The sequence below is a fragment of the Enterococcus sp. DIV2467a genome, from assembly GCF_050532945.1.
GTDB lineage: Bacteria > Bacillota > Bacilli > Lactobacillales > Enterococcaceae > Enterococcus > Enterococcus faecalis.
Genome location: NZ_CP172896.1, coordinates 2521041 through 2538915, shown reverse-complemented (window position 1 = coordinate 2538915; position 17875 = coordinate 2521041). Strand labels below are relative to the sequence as shown.

Annotated in this window: 15 protein-coding genes, 1 tRNA gene and 1 other annotated feature; of the genes, 12 read left to right on the top strand and 4 right to left on the bottom strand. The window is 36.4% G+C overall.

The window, feature by feature from the left end; translation table 11 throughout:
• The first annotated feature begins 91 nt into the window (after nt 1–91).
• From IGL80_RS11980 to IGL80_RS11970, 3 genes are all read left to right on the top strand, one after another.
• Complete coding sequence (locus IGL80_RS11980) at nt 92–793, top strand: MgtC/SapB family protein (protein ID WP_002355354.1); 702 nt, start codon at nt 92–94, stop codon at nt 791–793.
• Between the two features lie 299 nt (nt 794–1092).
• Nucleotides 1093–1662: a LemA family protein gene (locus IGL80_RS11975; protein ID WP_002386098.1), complete on the top strand. Its 570-nt coding sequence runs from the start codon at nt 1093–1095 to the stop codon at nt 1660–1662.
• Between the two features lie 45 nt (nt 1663–1707).
• Complete coding sequence (locus IGL80_RS11970; protein WP_002404643.1) at nt 1708–2994, top strand: TPM domain-containing protein; 1287 nt, start codon at nt 1708–1710, stop codon at nt 2992–2994.
• Nucleotides 2995–3033: 39 nt separating this feature from the next.
• Here IGL80_RS11970 and nrdF read toward each other — a convergent pair whose 3' ends face one another.
• The 4 genes from nrdF to IGL80_RS11950 form a co-directional block, all read right to left on the bottom strand.
• A complete protein-coding gene (gene nrdF / locus IGL80_RS11965) occupies nt 3034–3999 on the bottom strand; it encodes a class 1b ribonucleoside-diphosphate reductase subunit beta (protein ID WP_002355357.1) in 966 nt (321 codons plus the stop codon).
• A gap of 200 nt (nt 4000–4199) precedes the next feature.
• The gene (nrdE, locus tag IGL80_RS11960) at nt 4200–6359 is read right to left on the bottom strand and encodes a class 1b ribonucleoside-diphosphate reductase subunit alpha (protein ID WP_002358443.1); all 2160 of its coding nucleotides are present in this window, start codon (nt 6357–6359) and stop codon (nt 4200–4202) included.
• Nucleotides 6340–6717, bottom strand: coding sequence for a class Ib ribonucleoside-diphosphate reductase assembly flavoprotein NrdI (gene nrdI, locus IGL80_RS11955; protein WP_002355359.1), 378 nt, complete (start codon nt 6715–6717; stop codon nt 6340–6342). Before nrdI ends, nrdE begins: the two co-directional genes overlap by 20 nt.
• A gap of 1 nt (nt 6718) precedes the next feature.
• On the bottom strand, nt 6719–6943 hold the full coding sequence (locus IGL80_RS11950; RefSeq protein ID WP_002355360.1) for a redoxin NrdH: 225 nt from the start codon (nt 6941–6943) through the stop codon (nt 6719–6721).
• A gap of 502 nt (nt 6944–7445) precedes the next feature.
• On the opposite strand from IGL80_RS11950, the gene IGL80_RS11945 reads away from it, so the two are divergent.
• The 9 genes from IGL80_RS11945 to tdc all read left to right on the top strand — a co-directional run bounded on the left by IGL80_RS11945 (nt 7446) and on the right by tdc (nt 17750).
• Nucleotides 7446–7919, top strand: a complete 474-nt coding sequence (locus IGL80_RS11945) for a ferrous iron transport protein A (protein ID WP_002355361.1) — start codon at nt 7446–7448, stop codon at nt 7917–7919.
• Entirely contained in the window at nt 7916–10066 is a 2151-nt protein-coding gene (gene feoB / locus IGL80_RS11940; protein WP_002355363.1) for a ferrous iron transport protein B, read from the top strand. The genes IGL80_RS11945 and feoB overlap by 4 nt, the downstream gene beginning before the upstream one ends.
• 6 nt (nt 10067–10072) lie before the next feature.
• Complete coding sequence (locus tag IGL80_RS11935) at nt 10073–10210, top strand: hypothetical protein (RefSeq protein ID WP_002355364.1); 138 nt, start codon at nt 10073–10075, stop codon at nt 10208–10210.
• 81 nt (nt 10211–10291) lie between these two features.
• Nucleotides 10292–10365: transfer RNA gene (locus IGL80_RS11930), tRNA-Lys, on the top strand.
• A 278-nt stretch (nt 10366–10643) separates the two neighbouring features.
• Complete coding sequence (locus IGL80_RS11925; protein WP_002392650.1) at nt 10644–11519, top strand: aldo/keto reductase; 876 nt, start codon at nt 10644–10646, stop codon at nt 11517–11519.
• A gap of 22 nt (nt 11520–11541) precedes the next feature.
• Entirely contained in the window at nt 11542–12024 is a 483-nt protein-coding gene (locus IGL80_RS11920) for a VOC family protein (RefSeq protein WP_002358628.1), read from the top strand.
• A 165-nt stretch (nt 12025–12189) separates the two neighbouring features.
• Nucleotides 12190–13635: a cardiolipin synthase gene (cls, locus tag IGL80_RS11915; protein ID WP_002361214.1), complete on the top strand. Its 1446-nt coding sequence runs from the start codon at nt 12190–12192 to the stop codon at nt 13633–13635.
• Between the two features lie 291 nt (nt 13636–13926).
• Nucleotides 13927–14141, top strand: a binding site (T-box leader).
• 191 nt (nt 14142–14332) lie between these two features.
• Nucleotides 14333–15589, top strand: a complete 1257-nt coding sequence (tyrS, locus tag IGL80_RS11910) for a tyrosine--tRNA ligase (RefSeq protein ID WP_002355444.1) — start codon at nt 14333–14335, stop codon at nt 15587–15589.
• A 298-nt stretch (nt 15590–15887) separates the two neighbouring features.
• Nucleotides 15888–17750 (top strand): tyrosine decarboxylase, encoded by a 1863-nt coding sequence (gene tdc / locus IGL80_RS11905; RefSeq protein WP_002355450.1) that lies wholly within the window; start codon nt 15888–15890, stop codon nt 17748–17750.
• Nucleotides 17751–17875 lie beyond the last annotated feature (125 nt).

Below are 17875 nucleotides of genomic sequence, written 5' to 3'. Positions count from 1 at the left end.
TGATGAAAAAGGACTTGAAACATAAGGATTTTCTTATGTTTCAAGTCCTTTTTTTGTTATACTGGAAGTAATAGAAGAAGAGGTGAAAAGGATGTTACAGCTAACAATTCCAGAAATTATTTTACGGTTAGTCCTAGCGATGGTGATGGGTGGCGCAATTGGTTTTGAAAGACAATATAAGAATCGCCCAGCAGGGATGCGCACTCACATTTTAGTTTGTATGGGCGCGGCTATTATTGCGTTAATTCAGTCGCAAATTGCAATCAATGCATTGAAAGATGCGTTAGCTAATCCGGCTTTGACGGGGGTCATTCGTTCAGATCAAGCAAGATTGATCGCACAAGTTGTAAGTGGAATCGGCTTTTTAGGTGCTGGAACCATCATTGTAACGAAACAAAGTGTCACAGGATTGACGACAGCAGCGTCACTATGGACCGTTGCTGGTTTAGGGATCGCGGTGGGCATGGGCTACTATACGATTGCCTTAACAAGTTTTATCGGTGTATTATTTGCCTTAACCATTGTCAAACGAATTATTCACGTACCAACAATCAAAAAATTAGAAATTCGCTATCAACATAAACAAGAAACCAAAGAATTTATTAATCAGTATTTTGAAGAAAAACATATTGAAATTTATGATGTGAACTTCAATGTTTCTTGGGTGGATGATACAAAAATCTATACGAATATCTATACTATTGATTTGCCTAAAGGCCTAACGTATGCCGATGTTATCGAAGATCTATCTGTTTCAAATAATGTAACAAAATTACGATTGATTAATGTGTAGAAACATCTATTTATAATTAATGACAAGAGGTCGGGACAGAACCGTTTAGCTCCGAGAAATAAGAAGGAATTTCCGAAAATTGCTCTTTAATTTTTGGAGAATTTCGGCTTATTTCCGAAGGAGTTGGTTCTGTTCCCGCCGTTTATCAGTTTTGAGCGTGGAACAAAAATCCAAAGTGATTTTTGTCCCACGCTCTTTTCTTCTAGGGCCTAGGACTGATTTTTTAAGTTTAATATTTCAAAAAGATTACAAAAGAGTTATGATTGTATTACGAGTTAGAAAGAAAGGTGATATGTAAGATGAATAAAAAAAATAAATTTCTTAGTATTATTGTTGTTGTCGTTGTGATTATTGGTGCATTTGTGATGAAAGCTTATAATCAATTGATTACTTTAGATAATAAAGTCGAAGCAGAATGGTCACAAGTAGAGAATGTAATGCAAAGACGGGCTGATTTAATTCCGAATCTTGTCAGTAGTGTTCAAGGCAGTATGACTCAAGAAAAAGAAGTTTTAAAAGAAATAACGGAAGCACGTAAAGCATACGCAGGAGCAAAATCTTCTTCTGAAAAAGGGCAAGCAAATGAGCAAATTGAAAAAGGATTAGGTAATTTTGTTACAGTATTGAATGAAGATTACCCAAAGTTAGCTTCTTCTGAAAATGTCAAAACCTTAATGACTCAATTAGAAGGATCTGAAAATCGAATTTCTGTTGAACGCCGTAACTATATACAAGCTGTTGAAACATATAACCAACAGATTTCAAAATTCCCTGATAAAATAATTGCAAAACTTTTAGGATTTGAGAAGAAAACTAACTATGTTGCGACAGAGCAGGGAAAAGAAGTGCCACAAGTGGAATTTAAATAAAAAATTTGTAGAAAATTTGGGTTAAAAAGAAAGAAGTGAGGAAGGTTGGATAAAAAAGTCGAAAAAATTCAAGAAAAAGTTCGTTTGTTTTATAAAAAGCATCAGCGGAATACAACGATTGTTGTGGTAATTAGTTTAAGTATGATTTTAATATTAGGAATGGCTACTTGGTATGAAGGAAAGGGAATCTCCTATGAAGCAAAACAAACTGCACTGAGAGAGAAGCAACATGCCTTACAAAAAAAGAGAGACGATATTTTAGCAGGGAAAATGACTGAAGCGTCAACCCAGACAACAATAAATAACTTTTCTAAACAAGAAATAACTGGTGAAAATGAATTAGTGACAATTACTGGAACGAATGGGCAGTTGAACATTAATGATGCTAATATCTATGTTTCAGATAATGCAGGTATTGTCTCAAATCAACTTAAACAGAAAATGTTTCAATTGAATCAACAATTGTTGGAAAATGCGAATGGCGCACAATTTATGCTTATTACCGTTCCTGCGTTACCTAGTGGGGAATCTGTTGAATCTTACAGCAATAAGATTGCTAATCAATTAGGTGTAGGGGATCGTGAAAAAAATAATGGTGTGGTTTTTCTAATGGCAATTGAGGATCGCGAGTCTCGCTTAGAAGTTGGATATGGCTTAGAGAGTATTTTAACGGATAGCTATGCGGATGATATTATTAATAATGAAGAAGTAAAAGAGGCTTTTAGAGACGAGGATTATAATACAGGTCTCAATAAAATTATTGATCAAGTATCGGCTGCAATCAATTCAAAAACCGCACAAGTGGATAATGAATTAACAAATATACAAACAGAGTTAAACACTAATACAACGAAAAGAAATGTTCTTTTAATGGCAAGTATTGCTGGGATGCTCATTTGTGCTGTTTATATTTTACAAATTTTAAGAACAAGAAAACTTGTTAAAAAAATGTATCAAGATTATTTGAATTGTTTACCAACAAAGGCTGTCCTAAATAACTCAGAACAGACAAAGGAAGTATTAAATAAGATGAAAAAGACTTCTTTTTATTGTTTATATCTTAATGGAGCAACGTTATTTGCCACAAAAGGGAAAATAAGACGTGCCACTAAGCGTGGTTCTTTACTAAGTATATATCCAAATGCAAAAAAACAATCTTTTGGGCGTTTATTAGTAGGAGATACTTTATATAGTTATGATGGTAGTGTTTTGACGTATGCTTATTTAAACTCACAATACAATCCGTCTAATCATAGTAGTTCTGGTAGCGGCAGTGGTGGTTCATTCGGTGGCGGCTCATTCGGCGGTGGCGGTGCCTCAGGAAGTTGGTAAAATAAAAAGCTAGAAACGTTAATCGTTTCTAGCTTTTTGCTATTTATCTAAACCGTAAAGATAGTCATCATCTTTCATGGCTTCAACTGTTCCTAGTAAATAGCCATTTCCTACTTGAGAGAAGAAGTCATGGTTGCTAGTTCCTGTCGAAATACCATTCATTACAATCGGGTTCACATCATTGGCTGTATCCGCAAATAAGGGATCCATACCTAAGTTCATTAAAGCTTTGTTGGCGTTGTAACGTAAAAAGGTTTTTACTTCTTCGGTCCAACCTAAGTCATCATATAATTCTTCTGTATAACGTTCTTCGTTTTCGTACAATTCGTAAAGTAAATTATACATCCAGTCTTTTAGTTTATCTTGCTCATCTTCTGGTAATTCATTAAATCCTAATTGGAATTTATAGCCAATATACGTGCCGTGCACTGATTCATCACGGATAATCAATTTAATAATTTCAGCGACGTTCGCTAGTTTATTGTTTCCTAAATAGTAAAGAGGAGTGTAAAACCCAGAATAGAATAAAAACGTTTCTAAAAATACACTAGCAATTTTTTTCTCTAACGGAGTGCCGTTTTTATAAATTTCGTTAATCCGTTCTGCTTTATATTGCAGATGTTTGTTGGTATTTGTCCACTCAAAAATATCATCAATCTCTTTTTTTGTATTTAATGTACTGAAGATAGAAGAATAACTTTTGGCATGGACAGATTCCATGAATTGGATGTTATTTAAGACGGCTTCTTCATGGGGCGTCCGCACATCATTTCTCAGTTGATCCATGCCGCTTTCTGATTGAACAGTATCTAATAAAGTTAAACCGCCGAAAACGTAGCCGACAGTAGTTTTTTCTAAATCGGAAAGAGTCCGCCAATCATCTAAGTCATTGGATAACGGAATCCGTGTATCTAACCAAAATTGTTCGGTTAATTTTTCCCAAGTGGATTTATCAATGACGTCTTCAATGGCGTTCCAGTTAATTGCTTCATAATACGTTGCCATGGTTATTCCTCCTGTATGCTGGGACAGCAGTCTGTTTGACTAGTTGTCTCGTTTCTTCGCTTAAAACGTTCTACAGAGTCCAAATAGGAGCATGCAGCCGTTCTTCTTTGTCCAGTATATCTGAAAATGTCCTGTTTAAAAAGAGAACATTCCTAAAAAATAAGACGCTCAAGCAGAACGCCTTATTTAAGTGCTTTTCATTAAATCACGCAAGACTCACATTGATTGCTGCCAATTTCTTCAGCATCATCTGTAAATGTACGAATATAGTAAATTGATTTAATCCCTTTGTTGAACGCATAATGACGTAAAATGTTTAAGTCACGGGTTGTTTGTTTTGGTGTTTCTTTCCATTCATACAAGCCTTCAGGGATTTCTGAACGCATAAACAAGGTTAAACTCATTCCTTGATCAACGTGTTGTTGCGCTGTTGCGTAGACATCAATCACTTTGCGCATATCCATGTCGTAAGCAGAAGTATAGTAAGGGATTGTATCATTAGCTAAATAAGGCGCTGGATAGTAAATCTTACCAATTTTCTTCTCTTGACGTTCTTCAATCATGCGAGTAATTGGATGAATGCTGGCACTAGTATCATTAATATATGAAATTGAACCATTTGGCGCTACGGCTAAACGATTTTGATGATAAAGACCATCTTTTTTCACAGCATCGCGTAACGCAGCCCAATCTTCAGCCGTTGGAATCTGAATGTCTTTGAAAATTTCTTTCACTTTATCAAATTTTGGTGTAAAGTTGCCTTCAATATATTTATCGAAGTAAGCACCAGAAGCATAATCTGATTTTTCAAAATTATGGAAGACTTGGTTACGTTCTTTCGCAATTTGGTTACTTTCCATTAAAGTCCAGTAATTTAATAACATGAAATAAATGTCTGTAAAGTCTAATGATTCTTCAGAGCCGTATTCCATATGATTTTTAGCGAAGAAGGTGTGTAAGCCCATTGCGCCTAGTCCGATTGTATGGCTTAAACGATTTCCATTTTGGATAGTTGGCACGACATCAATTTCAGAAGCATCTGTTACAAAAGTTAACGCACGTGTCATAGCGCGAACAGATTTTCCAAAGTCAGGACTTTCCATTAAATTAACAATGTTAGTTGAACCTAAGTTACAACTAATATCTGTTCCTAAAACTTCATATTCTTGTTTCCCATTAATAACAGAAGGCGTTTGAACTTGAAGAATTTCAGAACATAAGTTACTCATGATAATCTTGCCATCAATCGGATTGTTTTTGTTAGCAGTATCAATATTGATGATATAAGGATAGCCAGATTCTTGTTGTAATTTAGAAATTTCATTTTCTAAGTCACGGGCTTTAATTTTACGTTTACGTATGTTTGGATTGGCCACTAGGTTATCATATTCTTTGGTAATATCTACATAGGAATAAGGCACACCATATTCACGTTCCACACTATAAGGACTAAATAAATACATATCTTCGTTGTTACGCGTTAATTCGTAAAATTTATCTGGAACAATAACACCAAGAGACAACGTTTTTACACGGATTTTTTCATCAGCGTTTTCTTTTTTAGCAGATAAGAACATTTCAATATCTGGATGGAAGACGTTTAGATAAACCACACCAGCACCTTGACGTTGACCTAATTGGTTAGAGTAGCTAAAGCTATCTTCAAATAATTTCATAACAGGGACAACACCACTTGCTGCGCCATCATAACCTTTGATTGGTGCGCCCGCTTCACGTAAGTTGGAAAGAGTAATTCCTACGCCGCCGCCGATTCGTGATAATTGAAGGGCAGAATTAATTGAACGCCCAATGCTGTTCATATCATCTGTTACTTGAACTAAGAAACAAGAAACCAATTCACCTCGACGTTTACGCCCAGCGTTTAAGAAAGAAGGTGTGGCTGGTTGATACCGTTGATGGATCATTTCATCCGCCAATGTTAAAGCCAACTCTTCATCGCCATCCGCAAAATACAAGGCATTAAAGGCAACTCGATCTTCATATGTTTCTAAATACTCTGTTCCGGCGTTGTTCTTTAAAGCGTATTGAGAATAAAATTTATAAGCCGCCATGAAAGACTTGAATTGGAAATGTTGTTCATCTAAGAAAGCATATAATTTTTCAATAAAGTCCATTGAATATTTTTTGATGAATTCAGTTTCAATAAAATCTTCTTTCATTAAAAAGTTGATTTTTTCTTCAGCAGAGCTGAATTTACGTGTATTCGGTTCTACATTTTCTTTAAAGAAGGCTGCGAGTGCTTCTTTATCTTTATTTAAAGGGATTTGACCATCAACAGGACGGTTAATCTCGTTATTCAGTTTGAAATAGCTGACATCTTTAATTTCTTTTAGACTCAATTTCTTCCACTACTTTCTTAAAGGTCTCCACGTCTTCGTCTGTTCCGCTAAACTCAAAGGAGTATAGAAGCGGAACGTGGTAATCGCGGGCAATATCTTTGGCGGTATAGACAAATAATTCAGCAAAATTACGGTTGCCCCCACCAGCTACACCAACTAACAGTTCTTGATTACTTTTATAATCAAGAAAGTCATTCACTACCTCTGTAATTTCTGCATCATAGGTAGGAATGACAAGAATAAAAGGCTCATTTATTTCAAAAAAAGGATTCGCTGGCTCAAGTTCATAAGCAGGCAAATCCAATTTTTTAATAAAGCGCCTTGTTTGACCGGTGACTGAAAAATAAACAAGTTTCATCTTAGCTAGCCAATTGTTTTAATTGGTCTGGACGGAAGCCAACAACGGTTGTTGCTTCAGATGTGATTACCGGTACGCTTTGGAACCCTTGTTCTTTTAACCAGTCGATAGCATCTGGTTGTGCGTCGATATTGATTTCTTCAAAAGCGATGTTATTTTCACTTAGGAAACGTTTCGCCATTTTACATTGGATACAGTTATTTTTTGAAAAGATTTTTACGTTCATTGAAAGTTCCTCCTCTTTTTTTCTACATAGACTAGTATAAATCTATGTAGAAAAAAGTCAACACTTTAACACTATATATTGTGGTGCGTTTTTCTCATAATACTAGTTTTTGTGTTTTTGAAAGAAAAATGAAAACACGTGAATCCTCGTTTTTGGGAGGAAAAACACATTGGTCAGTGTTTGACAAACAAAAAAATTAAAATTTTGAAAGAGAACATTTAGTGAAAAAACACTAAATATTGTGTTGACATTTGAGTTAGGCACAAGAAGAAAAAATAAGCGGATTTGTTATTGAATGAGTGAAATTTTATAGTAGCTAGTAACATAAAAAACAAGAGCTGACTTTTTTCAAAAATGGTAACCTGAAAAAAGTGTCTCTATATAGAAAGAAAATAGGAGATGCATCCAGAAATTCATTGACTTTCCGTGTAAGCAAGCGTATTCTTTTAATTGAGAACGATTCTCATTTTCGTTTGAAACTTTTTCACATGGAGGAAAGTAAATGATTACGTTAGCGCAGGCAGAAGTTGGGAAAGTCTATACAGTCGAAAGCGTCCAAGCAGATGTTCAGACAAAGAAACATCTGAACAATTTAGGCGTCGTTGCAGGCCAAGCAGTTGTCCTTGTCAATTATCAAAATCAAAATGGTATTGTTTTATTACATAATAGTCGAATTGCGCTGACAGATACGATTTTACAAGCGATTCATGTGGAGGAGCGCTCGGCGAATGAGAAAGTTTGGGTCTCCTTGGATACCTTGAAAGTTGGAGAACGCGCTACAATAGTAGGTATCCACGGACAAGGAGCGGTGAAACGTCGGTTGATGGACATGGGCTTAACAAAAGGAACAGTAATTTTTATTCGCAAAGTAGCTCCTTTAGCTGATCCAATTGAAATCAATGTACGTGGCTACGAACTAACGTTACGAAAAAGTGAAGCGGAACTAATCTTGGTTGAAAAGGAGGAAAGCGAATGACTCAGCAAATTGCACTAGCCGGCAACCCTAATAGCGGTAAAACGACAACGTTCAATATGTTAACAGGAGCCAACCAATATGTTGGAAACTGGCCAGGGGTGACTGTGGAACGCAAAGAGGGGGTGGCAAAGAAAGATAAGACACTCATTATTCAAGATTTGCCAGGGATTTACTCTCTTTCTCCTTATACGCCTGAAGAAATTGTGGCACGAGATTATCTTTTGGAGGACCAACCTTCAGTGATTTTGAATATTCTCGATGTGACCAATTTGGAACGGAATCTTTATTTAACAACACAATTAATTGAAACTGGATTACCGGTTGTTTGTGCGTTAAATATGATGGATTTGTTGGAAAAAAACGGCCAAACATTGAATAGTGAAAAGTTAAGTTATGGCTTAGGCGTGCCTGTCGTTGAGATTAGTGCTTTGAAGAATCGTGGGTTGGATCATGCTTTAAAACAAAGTAAGCAGCGAGCGAATGCCATAGAGACAGAGGTTATTTATCCTTCTTATGATAATCGCTTAGAAGCAGCACTTGCTGAAATTGTTGATATTTTAGGGAATACTGTTCCTGAAACGCAACAGCGTTGGTATAGTTTAAAACTTTTTGAACGAGATGTTCGAACCAAAGAGCAATTATTATTGAGTTCTTTTCAAGAAAAAGAAATTGAAGAAGTCATTCAAATTACTGAAAAAATCTTTCAAGATGAAAGTGAAGCGATTATCATCAATGAACGCTATGCCTTTATTGCTCGATTAATTGCTTTGTGTGCGACGAAAAAAACAGAAATGACATTTACTCACAGTGATAAGATTGACCGAGTGGTAACCAATCGGTGGTTGGCGTTGCCAATCTTTGCGTTTGTGATGTGGTTGGTCTATTATTTGTCTATTCAAACGGTTGGTACAATGGGGACAGACTGGTTAAACGATGTCTTTTTCGGGGAATGGGTTCCTCAATTTGTGGGAAATTGGTTGGCGCAATGGCAAGTAGCGCCATGGATGCAAAGTTTAATTTTAGATGGGATCATTGCAGGTGTTGGGGCTGTGTTAGGATTTTTACCACAACTGGCCGTCCTGTTTTTATGTTTAGGTTTTTTAGAAGATTGTGGCTATATGGCACGGATTGCCTTTGTCATGGATCGCTTGTTTCGGAAATTCGGCCTATCTGGTAAGTCGTTTATTCCAATGTTAATTGCGACAGGTTGTGGGGTCCCAGGCGTGATGGCTAGTCGAACGATTGAAAACGAACGCGATCGGCGAATGACTATTATGGTCACGACTTTTATGCCATGTTCGGCGAAGTTGCCAATTATCGCTCTGATTGCAGGTGCATTTTTTCCTAACCAAAGTTGGGTCTCGCCCTCTGCTTATTTCTTAGGGGTTGCTTCCATTGTGTTGTCAGGGATTGCTTTAAAAAAGACCAAGCATTTTTCGGGAGATCCAGCACCATTTATTATGGAACTTCCCGCCTATCATTTGCCACAGCTTAGAAGTGTGGTTCGGCATGCCTATGAACGATGTCGCTCATTTGTAAAAAAAGCAGGAACGATTATTTTTGTTTCCAGTATTCTCATTTGGTTCATGTCACATTATTCTGTGACGTTTCAACCCGTTCCAGAAAGTCAAAGTATTCTAGCATTTCTAGGTAAAGGGTTGGCGGTGCTATTTATCCCATTAGGCTGGGGTAATTGGCAAGGGGCAGTTGCCACAATTACAGGATTGATAGCGAAAGAAAATATTATTGGTACCTTAGGCATTTTATTTGGCAATGTGAAAGATGTTTCTGAAAACGGGGTAGAAGTCTGGGGCGCACTGCAACACACCTTTACGCCAGTCGCGGCCTATTCGTTCTTAACTTTTAACTTATTATGTGCACCTTGTTTTGCTGCAATTGGCGCAATTCGTCGTGAAATGGGAGACCTCAAATGGACATTAGGAGCCATTGGTTATCAATGCGGTTTGGCTTATATGGTTAGTTTTGTGATTTATCAATTGGGCCATGTGTTAGTCGAAAAAGGCACACTAACTCTGGGGACTTTTTTAGCGATGGGTGTTGTTTTAGCTGGATTTTATTTCCTTATAAGAAAACCAAAGCCAGGCAAAGAAAGTGTCCAAGCAATCACTTCTTTAGAAAGAGGGTAATAACGGATGGCAACAATTATTTTATCCATTTTAATTTTTGGAACAGCAGGAATCATCACCTATCGACGAATCAAAAAAGGGGAAAGTTGTGAAGATTGTCAAACAGCTTGTCCTGTAAAAAAAGAACAATCTTCACAAGAATAACAACTGAAAAAAATTCCCTCTTGTATAAATAATAGCGGAGTGCTACAATATTGAGGTAGCTGAAAAGCCATTTTATACAACGGGGGCATAGCTCAGTTGGTTAGAGCATCTGACTCTTAATCAGAGGGTCTAGGGTTCGAATCCCTATGCCCCCATTGGGTGCCAAACCCACGAGAACGGTATTCTGTCGGCGTCTTAGGACGTTTCGAAGACGGAGTACGCGTTCTCTTTTTTTACATAAAATGTCGTGTGTCGTGAGAGATACACTAGTTAAATCGGTTAAAGAATGCTACGCTTAGAAGAGAGAAAAAGTATGTTATATAAAAAAAGTTAAAAATTTTTCAGGCTAAAAAAGCGAATTTAACAAAAAGCGCACTTTTTGGTTCCTATGAAACGAAAAAGTACGTACTATACAGCATGTACGGCACGGTATATGATGATATCAGAAAACGTTAAAGGAGCGAATCAAATGATTACATCACTAGCAGATACAGTAACATTAAACAACGGCACTAAAATTCCAGGAATGGGTCTCGGGGTATTCCAAATACCAGATGAAGAGACAGCAAAAGTGGTCGAAGAAGGGATTATCAATGGTTATCGTTTAATCGATACAGCGCAAATCTATGGCAATGAATCTGGCACAGGAGCGGGAATTAAAGCAGGCTTAGCGGCAACTGGTTTGAACCGTGAGGACTTATTTGTTACCTCGAAAGTTTGGAACGCGCATATTTCCTATGATGAAACAATTCAAGCTTTCAATGATAGTTTGGAACGTTTAGGTTTAGATTATTTAGATTTGTATTTAATTCATTGGCCAGGAAATAATTCTTACAAAGAATCATGGCAAGCTTTAGAAACTTTATATGCTGAAGGAAAAGTGAAAGCAATTGGTGTCAGCAACTTCCAAGTTCATCATTTAGAAGATTTACTTTCTTATGCAAAAGTTGTTCCGGTAATTAACCAAGTGGAACTACATCCAAAATTGGATCAAAAAGAAGTGCGTAATTTCTGTGAAAAACATGATATCAAAGTCCAAGCTTGGTCACCATTGATGCAAGGCCAATTATTATCTAATGAAACCATTTTGGCGATTGCTGAGAACCATAATAAATCAGCAGCCCAAGTGATTTTACGTTGGGATATTCAACAAGATATCTTATTAGCCGTGAAATCTGTCCACAAAGAACGGATGATTAGCAATGCAGCGGTCTTTGATTTTGAACTAAGTGCAGAAGAAATGGCACAAATCAACCAATTGAATGAATCGTTACGTGTGGGACCAGATCCAGACACGTTTGATTTCTAAAAATTAACTAGGAGGAGATACAATGAGTGAAGCAGTTAAAGGTTTTTCAGTAGTCAACCACGTGGGGATTACAGTCAGTAATTTGGATGAATCAGTGAAGTTTTATGAAGCATTAACAGGAACAAAAATCGTAAATCGTGATGAAATTGGTGGAAAACGGATGGCCCAAACACAAGGATTAGATGATACATTAATCAAGTATGCCAATGTGCATCTAGAAAACATCAATATTGATTTATTAGAATATGTTAAACCAAAATCAGAAAAAGCTTCTTATTCCAACGAACAAATTAGTGCAATGCATATGTGTTTCGAAGTGGAAGATATTGATGCAGCTGTTGCACGTTTAAGAGCGATTGGCGTAGAACCTGATGGAGAGCCGATTACATTCCAAGAAGAAGATGGCTTGAAGAGCGGTTTTGGTACAGGGGTTGCTTACTTTACCGATCCAGATGGTACAAATTTAGAATTGATTGCTCCTAAAGGTCCATTTACACGAAATTAAGTTAAAAGACTTTCAAACAAACATCAAAAAGCCCCCCTCATTCTAGTATCACTAACTAGAATGGGGGCTCTTTTTATTTTTTGAGACAGAAGTCGCTAAAGAAAAGATATTCCAAATCCGTAATTGATGGTATACTAAAACGTAACAAATAAAGGAGGAAGACAATTGATTCTTAGCGTCTTAACAGTTATTTATTTTATTAATGCAATTATTGCGGGAATTACCATTTTGTTAAAACCTCGAGATGTAGCAGCAATTTGGGCATGGCTACTCGTACTGATTGCTCTACCCGTTTTTGGTTTTTTCTTATATTTATTCTTTGGTCGAGGTTTAACCGACAAAAAGAAATTTTATTTGCAACAAAGTGATTTACGGGAATTAGAGAATTTCCAGAATTTCCAAGAAGAAAGTTTTGAACTTTATAGTCAAAAGATGCCGACGGAGGAGCAACAACAGTTTACAGACTTTTTTTCCTCGTTAAATAGGATGCCTCTGACTAAGAAAAATGATGTTGAAATTTTTACGGATGGTACGGAAAAATTCAATGCGTTGATGGCGGACATAAAAAAAGCTCAGCACTCCATTCATATTGAATATTATGCCTTTGTAACGGATCATATCGGCACTAAAATTTTGAACTTATTAGAAGAAAAGGCGGCTGAAGGGGTTGAAGTGCGGTTGCTTTACGATGCCTTTGGCTCAAAGGGCACCAAGGTTCATCATTTGAATGAATTGAAAAAAAACGGTGGTTTTGTCCAAACGTTTATTACTTCTCAAAAAGCACTTTTGAAGTTTCGTTTGAATTATCATGATCACCGGAAAATTGTTGTTATTGACGGAAAAGTAGGCTACATTGGCGGCTTTAATGTTGCCGATCAATATGCTGGAACGACTAAAAAGTTTGGCTATTGGCGGGATACGCATTTACGGATTCAAGGGCCAGCAGCCTCATTACTGCAAATGCGTTTTTTAATGGATTGGAACGTCTCTTCCCCCGAGAAAAATCGTGTGGCGTATCAATTGGATTATTTCTTTAAACTTGAAGCATTGGTGCCAGAGGCAAATACATCCATTCAGATGATTGCCAGTGGTCCTAACAGTGACCGTGAACAAATTAAATTGGCCTTTATTAAATTGATTACTTCTGCCAAGAAAAGAGTCTGGATTCAAACGCCGTATTTAGTTCCTGATGATAGTGTCTTGGCTGCTTTAAAGGTTGCTGCGGCTTCAGGGGTAGATGTTAAAATTATGATTCCAGATAAGCCCGACCATCCGTTTATTTATCGAGCAACACAGTATTACGGCCGCTTATTGATGAAAGAAAATATTGAAATTTTAATTTATAACGGTGGTTTCTTACATGCGAAAACAATGATTATGGATGATGAAGTCTGCACAGTTGGTTCAGCCAATCAAGATATCCGAAGTTACAAATTAAACTTTGAAGCAAATGCTGTGTTATATGATAAAAAAATCATTGATCAATTAGAAGCAATTTTCTTAGAAGATCGAAAAAAATGTACAACAATGACTCCAGAAGTTGTTCGCGACATGTCAAAATGGTTGATTTTTAAACAGCAAATTTCACGATTATTTTCACCAATTCTTTAAAACTGTTTTTCACAAAATGACGAACTTCTGATCCGAAGTTCGTCATTTTTCTTCGGGAATTCTATAAAAGTATAGAAAATCACAAAAAAAGTCAAAAAAATTTTAAAGAATATTTTTTAAATTTTTTCGTTATTTTTTTATCTTTAGTTGCTGTTAAAACAAATAAATATTATTGTTAATTTGTTATTTTATTTTTGTGAAAAAGGGACATCTTTTATAAAAGTAAAAAAAATTAAGCAAAGAGTGTTGACAAAAAAAACGAAAAGGAATATGCTACATGTACAAGTTAAATACAAAGCAATGACAGAAAAGCAGTAGAGAAATAACCACTGTTACAGAAAGCTAGTGGCGCTGGAAACTAGTACACGTTATTTATCGAATTACATTCTTGAGCTTCTGCCTACAGGGCACGGGTAACAGCGTTATTTGTTAAGAGGTATATAGTATTTTAAATAAACTAAACTATGTATAAATTTGGGTGGTACCACGAGAAATTCGTCCCTAAGTCGTTTCGACGGCTTAGGGATTTTTTGTATTCTTTTTTTGAATACGTGGCAGACCAAAGAAAATTTCGTGAACCCGTGTATACATATAAATAAACACGGAATATCGTGTAAAAACAAGTGTGTTAATCGTTTGTTTCGTTAAATGAACGATTTCCTATAAAGAGATAATTATAAATATGGAGGGTGATAACATGAATATCATTGACGAGCTAGCATGGCGTGATGCAATCAATCAACAAACAAACGAAGAAGGACTAAGAGAACTTACAGAAAATACGAGCATTTCGCTATATTGCGGTGTCGATCCAACTGGAGATAGCATGCATATTGGACATTTAATTCCTTTTATGATGATGAAACGATTCCAATTAGCAGGTCATCACCCATACATTTTAATTGGTGGCGGAACTGGAACAATTGGTGATCCAAGTGGACGAACAACCGAACGTGTCTTACAAACGATGGAAGCTGTGCAACATAATGTGGACAGTCTTTCAAATCAAATGAAAAAATTATTTGGTAAAGATGCTGAGGTAACAATGGTGAACAACTACGATTGGTTATCAGAACTATCTTTATTAGATTTTTTAAGAGATTACGGGAAAAACTTTAATGTCAACACGATGTTGGCAAAAGACATTGTCGCTAGTCGTTTAGAAAGTGGCATTTCCTTTACAGAATTCACATACCAAATTCTTCAATCAATTGACTTTTACACATTGCATAAAAAACATAATATTCAATTGCAAATTGGTGGCGCTGATCAATGGGGCAATATCACTGCAGGATTAGATTTGATTCGTAAAAAAGAAGGACCAGAAGCCAAAGTATTCGGGTTAACCATTCCTTTAATGCTAAAAGCAGATGGTACAAAATTTGGGAAAACAGCGGGTGGCGCTATCTGGTTAGATCCTAAGAAAACCTCACCATTTGAATTCTACCAATTCTGGTTAAACCAAGATGATCGTGATGTCATCAAATACTTGAAATTCTTTACTTTCTTAGATAAAGAAGAAATCGATGCGTTAGCTGAAAAAGTTGAAAAAGAACCAGGTAAACGTGAAGCACAAAGACGCTTAGCTGAAGAAGTGACACGATTTGTTCACGATGATGCAGCATTAGAAGAAGCGCAAAAAATTTCAGAAGCTCTTTTCTCAGGCAATATTAAAGACTTAACGATTGAGGAAATCGAGCAAGGGTTAGAACATGTGCCAACTGTTGAAATTACCAAAGATGCTAAAAACATCGTAGATTGGTTAGTTGACACAGAAATCGAACCATCAAAACGTCAAGCTCGCGAAGATGTGAGCGGAGGAGCTATAAGTATTAACGGTGACCGAGTTACCGATTTAGATTTTGCAGTCGATCCAACACAACATTTCGATGGAAAATTCGTTGTTGTACGGAAAGGGAAGAAAAATTACTTTTTAGCAAAAGTAATGGATTAGAAATTGATAATAATTTCACGAAGAGAAGACGTGTGATTATTTGATCAAAGTTAAAATTCTATTTCTCCTTACAGGTAGTGGTGAAACCGTTAATACACCTAATAAGAGTGGGATTGTACACACAATCCCACTCTTATTTTTTTATATAATGGTTCTGACAAGACACCTTGTGAAAAAATTATAAAATTAAAGAGCTATGATAACCATTGTTATTTTTCTTCTTTACACTTTAGCCGTTTGGGTGTAAGTTGTGAATGCAAAATCTAATTCATTAAAATTTGTAAGGAGGAATTTTCGTATGAAAAACGAAAAATTAGCAAAAGGCGAAATGAACCTTAATGCACTATTCATTGGGGACAAAGCCGAAAACGGACAATTATATAAAGACTTGTTGATCGACTTAGTAGATGAACATTTAGGATGGCGTCAAAACTACATGCCACAAGACATGCCAGTTATCTCTTCTCAAGAACGCACATCTGAAAGCTACGAAAAAACTGTCAACCATATGAAAGATGTATTGAATGAAATCTCTTCTCGCATGCGTACACATTCAGTTCCATGGCATACAGCAGGTAGATATTGGGGACATATGAACTCAGAAACATTAATGCCTTCTCTATTAGCTTATAACTTTGCAATGCTATGGAACGGGAACAACGTTGCCTATGAATCTTCTCCAGCAACTTCTCAAATGGAAGAAGAAGTAGGACATGAATTTGCTCACTTAATGAGCTACAAAAATGGTTGGGGACACATCGTTGCTGATGGTTCTTTAGCTAACTTAGAAGGCTTATGGTATGCCCGTAACATTAAATCATTACCATTTGCTATGAAAGAAGTAAAACCAGAATTAGTTGCTGGCAAATCAGATTGGGAACTATTGAACATGCCAACAAAAGAAATTATGGACTTATTAGAATCAGCTGAAGATGAAATTGATGAAATCAAAGCTCATTCAGCTCGTTCAGGTAAACATTTACAAGCAATCGGTAAATGGTTAGTCCCACAAACTAAACACTATTCTTGGTTAAAAGCTGCTGATATTATCGGTATCGGTTTAGATCAAGTTATCCCAGTACCAGTTGACCATAACTACCGTATGGATATCAACGAATTAGAAAAAATCGTTCGTGGCTTAGCAGAAGAACAAATTCCAGTGCTAGGTGTTGTCGGTGTAGTTGGTTCTACTGAAGAAGGTGCCGTTGACTCAATCGATAAAATTATTGCTTTACGCGATGAATTAATGAAAGACGGTATTTACTATTATGTACACGTTGATGCTGCTTATGGTGGTTATGGACGTGCCATCTTCTTAGACGAAGACAACAACTTCATCCCTTACGAAGATTTACAAGATGTTCACGAAGAATACGGTGTCTTCAAAGAGAAAAAAGAACACATTTCAAGAGAAGTGTATGATGCATATAAAGCAATCGAATTAGCAGAATCAGTAACAATTGACCCTCATAAAATGGGTTATATCCCTTATTCAGCTGGTGGTATCGTTATCCAAGATATCCGTATGCGCGACGTTATTTCTTACTTCGCAACTTACGTATTTGAAAAAGGTGCCGATATTCCTGCGTTACTAGGTGCTTATATCCTTGAAGGTTCAAAAGCTGGTGCAACAGCTGCTTCTGTATGGGCTGCACATCACGTTTTACCTTTAAACGTTGCAGGTTATGGTAAATTAATTGGTGCTTCAATTGAAGGATCACATCATTTCTATAACTTCTTGAATGATTTAACATTCAAAGTTGGCGACAAAGAAATCGAAGTCCACACATTAACTCATCCAGACTTCAACATGGTTGACTATGTGTTTAAAGAAAAAGGCAACGATGATTTAGTAGCAATGAACAAATTAAACCATGATGTATATGACTATGCATCATACGTTAAAGGAAATATTTACAACAACGAATTCATTACTTCACATACTGACTTTGCTATTCCAGATTATGGCAACAGCCCATTAAAATTTGTAAACAGCTTAGGATTTAGTGACGAAGAATGGAACCGTGCAGGTAAAGTAACTGTGTTACGTGCTGCTGTAATGACTCCATACATGAACGATAAAGAAGAATTTGATGTTTACGCTCCTAAGATTCAAGCTGCTTTACAAGAAAAATTAGAACAAATTTACGACGTAAAATAATTGAATCTTAAACGGAAAAAAGAAATGGTAACCGAACGAGGGAACGTTCGTCTGGTTGATTTATTTAAGAGATAAATCAACCAGACGGCTAACCTCTTAACCAATTCTTTGTCTGGGTAAGAGGC

Excerpts from the sequence above, each read along its gene's own strand:
- IGL80_RS11980 (WP_002355354.1), top strand. The coding sequence starts at position 92 with ATGTTACAGCTAACAATTCCAGAAATTATTTTACGGTTAGTCCTAGCG.
- IGL80_RS11975 (WP_002386098.1), top strand. The coding sequence starts at position 1,093 with ATGAATAAAAAAAATAAATTTCTTAGTATTATTGTTGTTGTCGTTGTG.
- nrdF (WP_002355357.1), bottom strand. The coding sequence starts at position 3,999 with ATGGCAACGTATTATGAAGCAATTAACTGGAACGCCATTGAAGACGTC.
- nrdI (WP_002355359.1), bottom strand. The coding sequence starts at position 6,717 with ATGAAACTTGTTTATTTTTCAGTCACCGGTCAAACAAGGCGCTTTATT.
- IGL80_RS11950 (WP_002355360.1), bottom strand. The coding sequence starts at position 6,943 with ATGAACGTAAAAATCTTTTCAAAAAATAACTGTATCCAATGTAAAATG.
- IGL80_RS11945 (WP_002355361.1), top strand. The coding sequence starts at position 7,446 with ATGATTACGTTAGCGCAGGCAGAAGTTGGGAAAGTCTATACAGTCGAA.
- feoB (WP_002355363.1), top strand. The coding sequence starts at position 7,916 with ATGACTCAGCAAATTGCACTAGCCGGCAACCCTAATAGCGGTAAAACG.
- IGL80_RS11935 (WP_002355364.1), top strand. The coding sequence starts at position 10,073 with ATGGCAACAATTATTTTATCCATTTTAATTTTTGGAACAGCAGGAATC.
- IGL80_RS11925 (WP_002392650.1), top strand. The coding sequence starts at position 10,644 with ATGATGATATCAGAAAACGTTAAAGGAGCGAATCAAATGATTACATCA.
- IGL80_RS11920 (WP_002358628.1), top strand. The coding sequence starts at position 11,542 with ATGAGTGAAGCAGTTAAAGGTTTTTCAGTAGTCAACCACGTGGGGATT.
- tyrS (WP_002355444.1), top strand. The coding sequence starts at position 14,333 with ATGAATATCATTGACGAGCTAGCATGGCGTGATGCAATCAATCAACAA.
- tdc (WP_002355450.1), top strand. The coding sequence starts at position 15,888 with ATGAAAAACGAAAAATTAGCAAAAGGCGAAATGAACCTTAATGCACTA.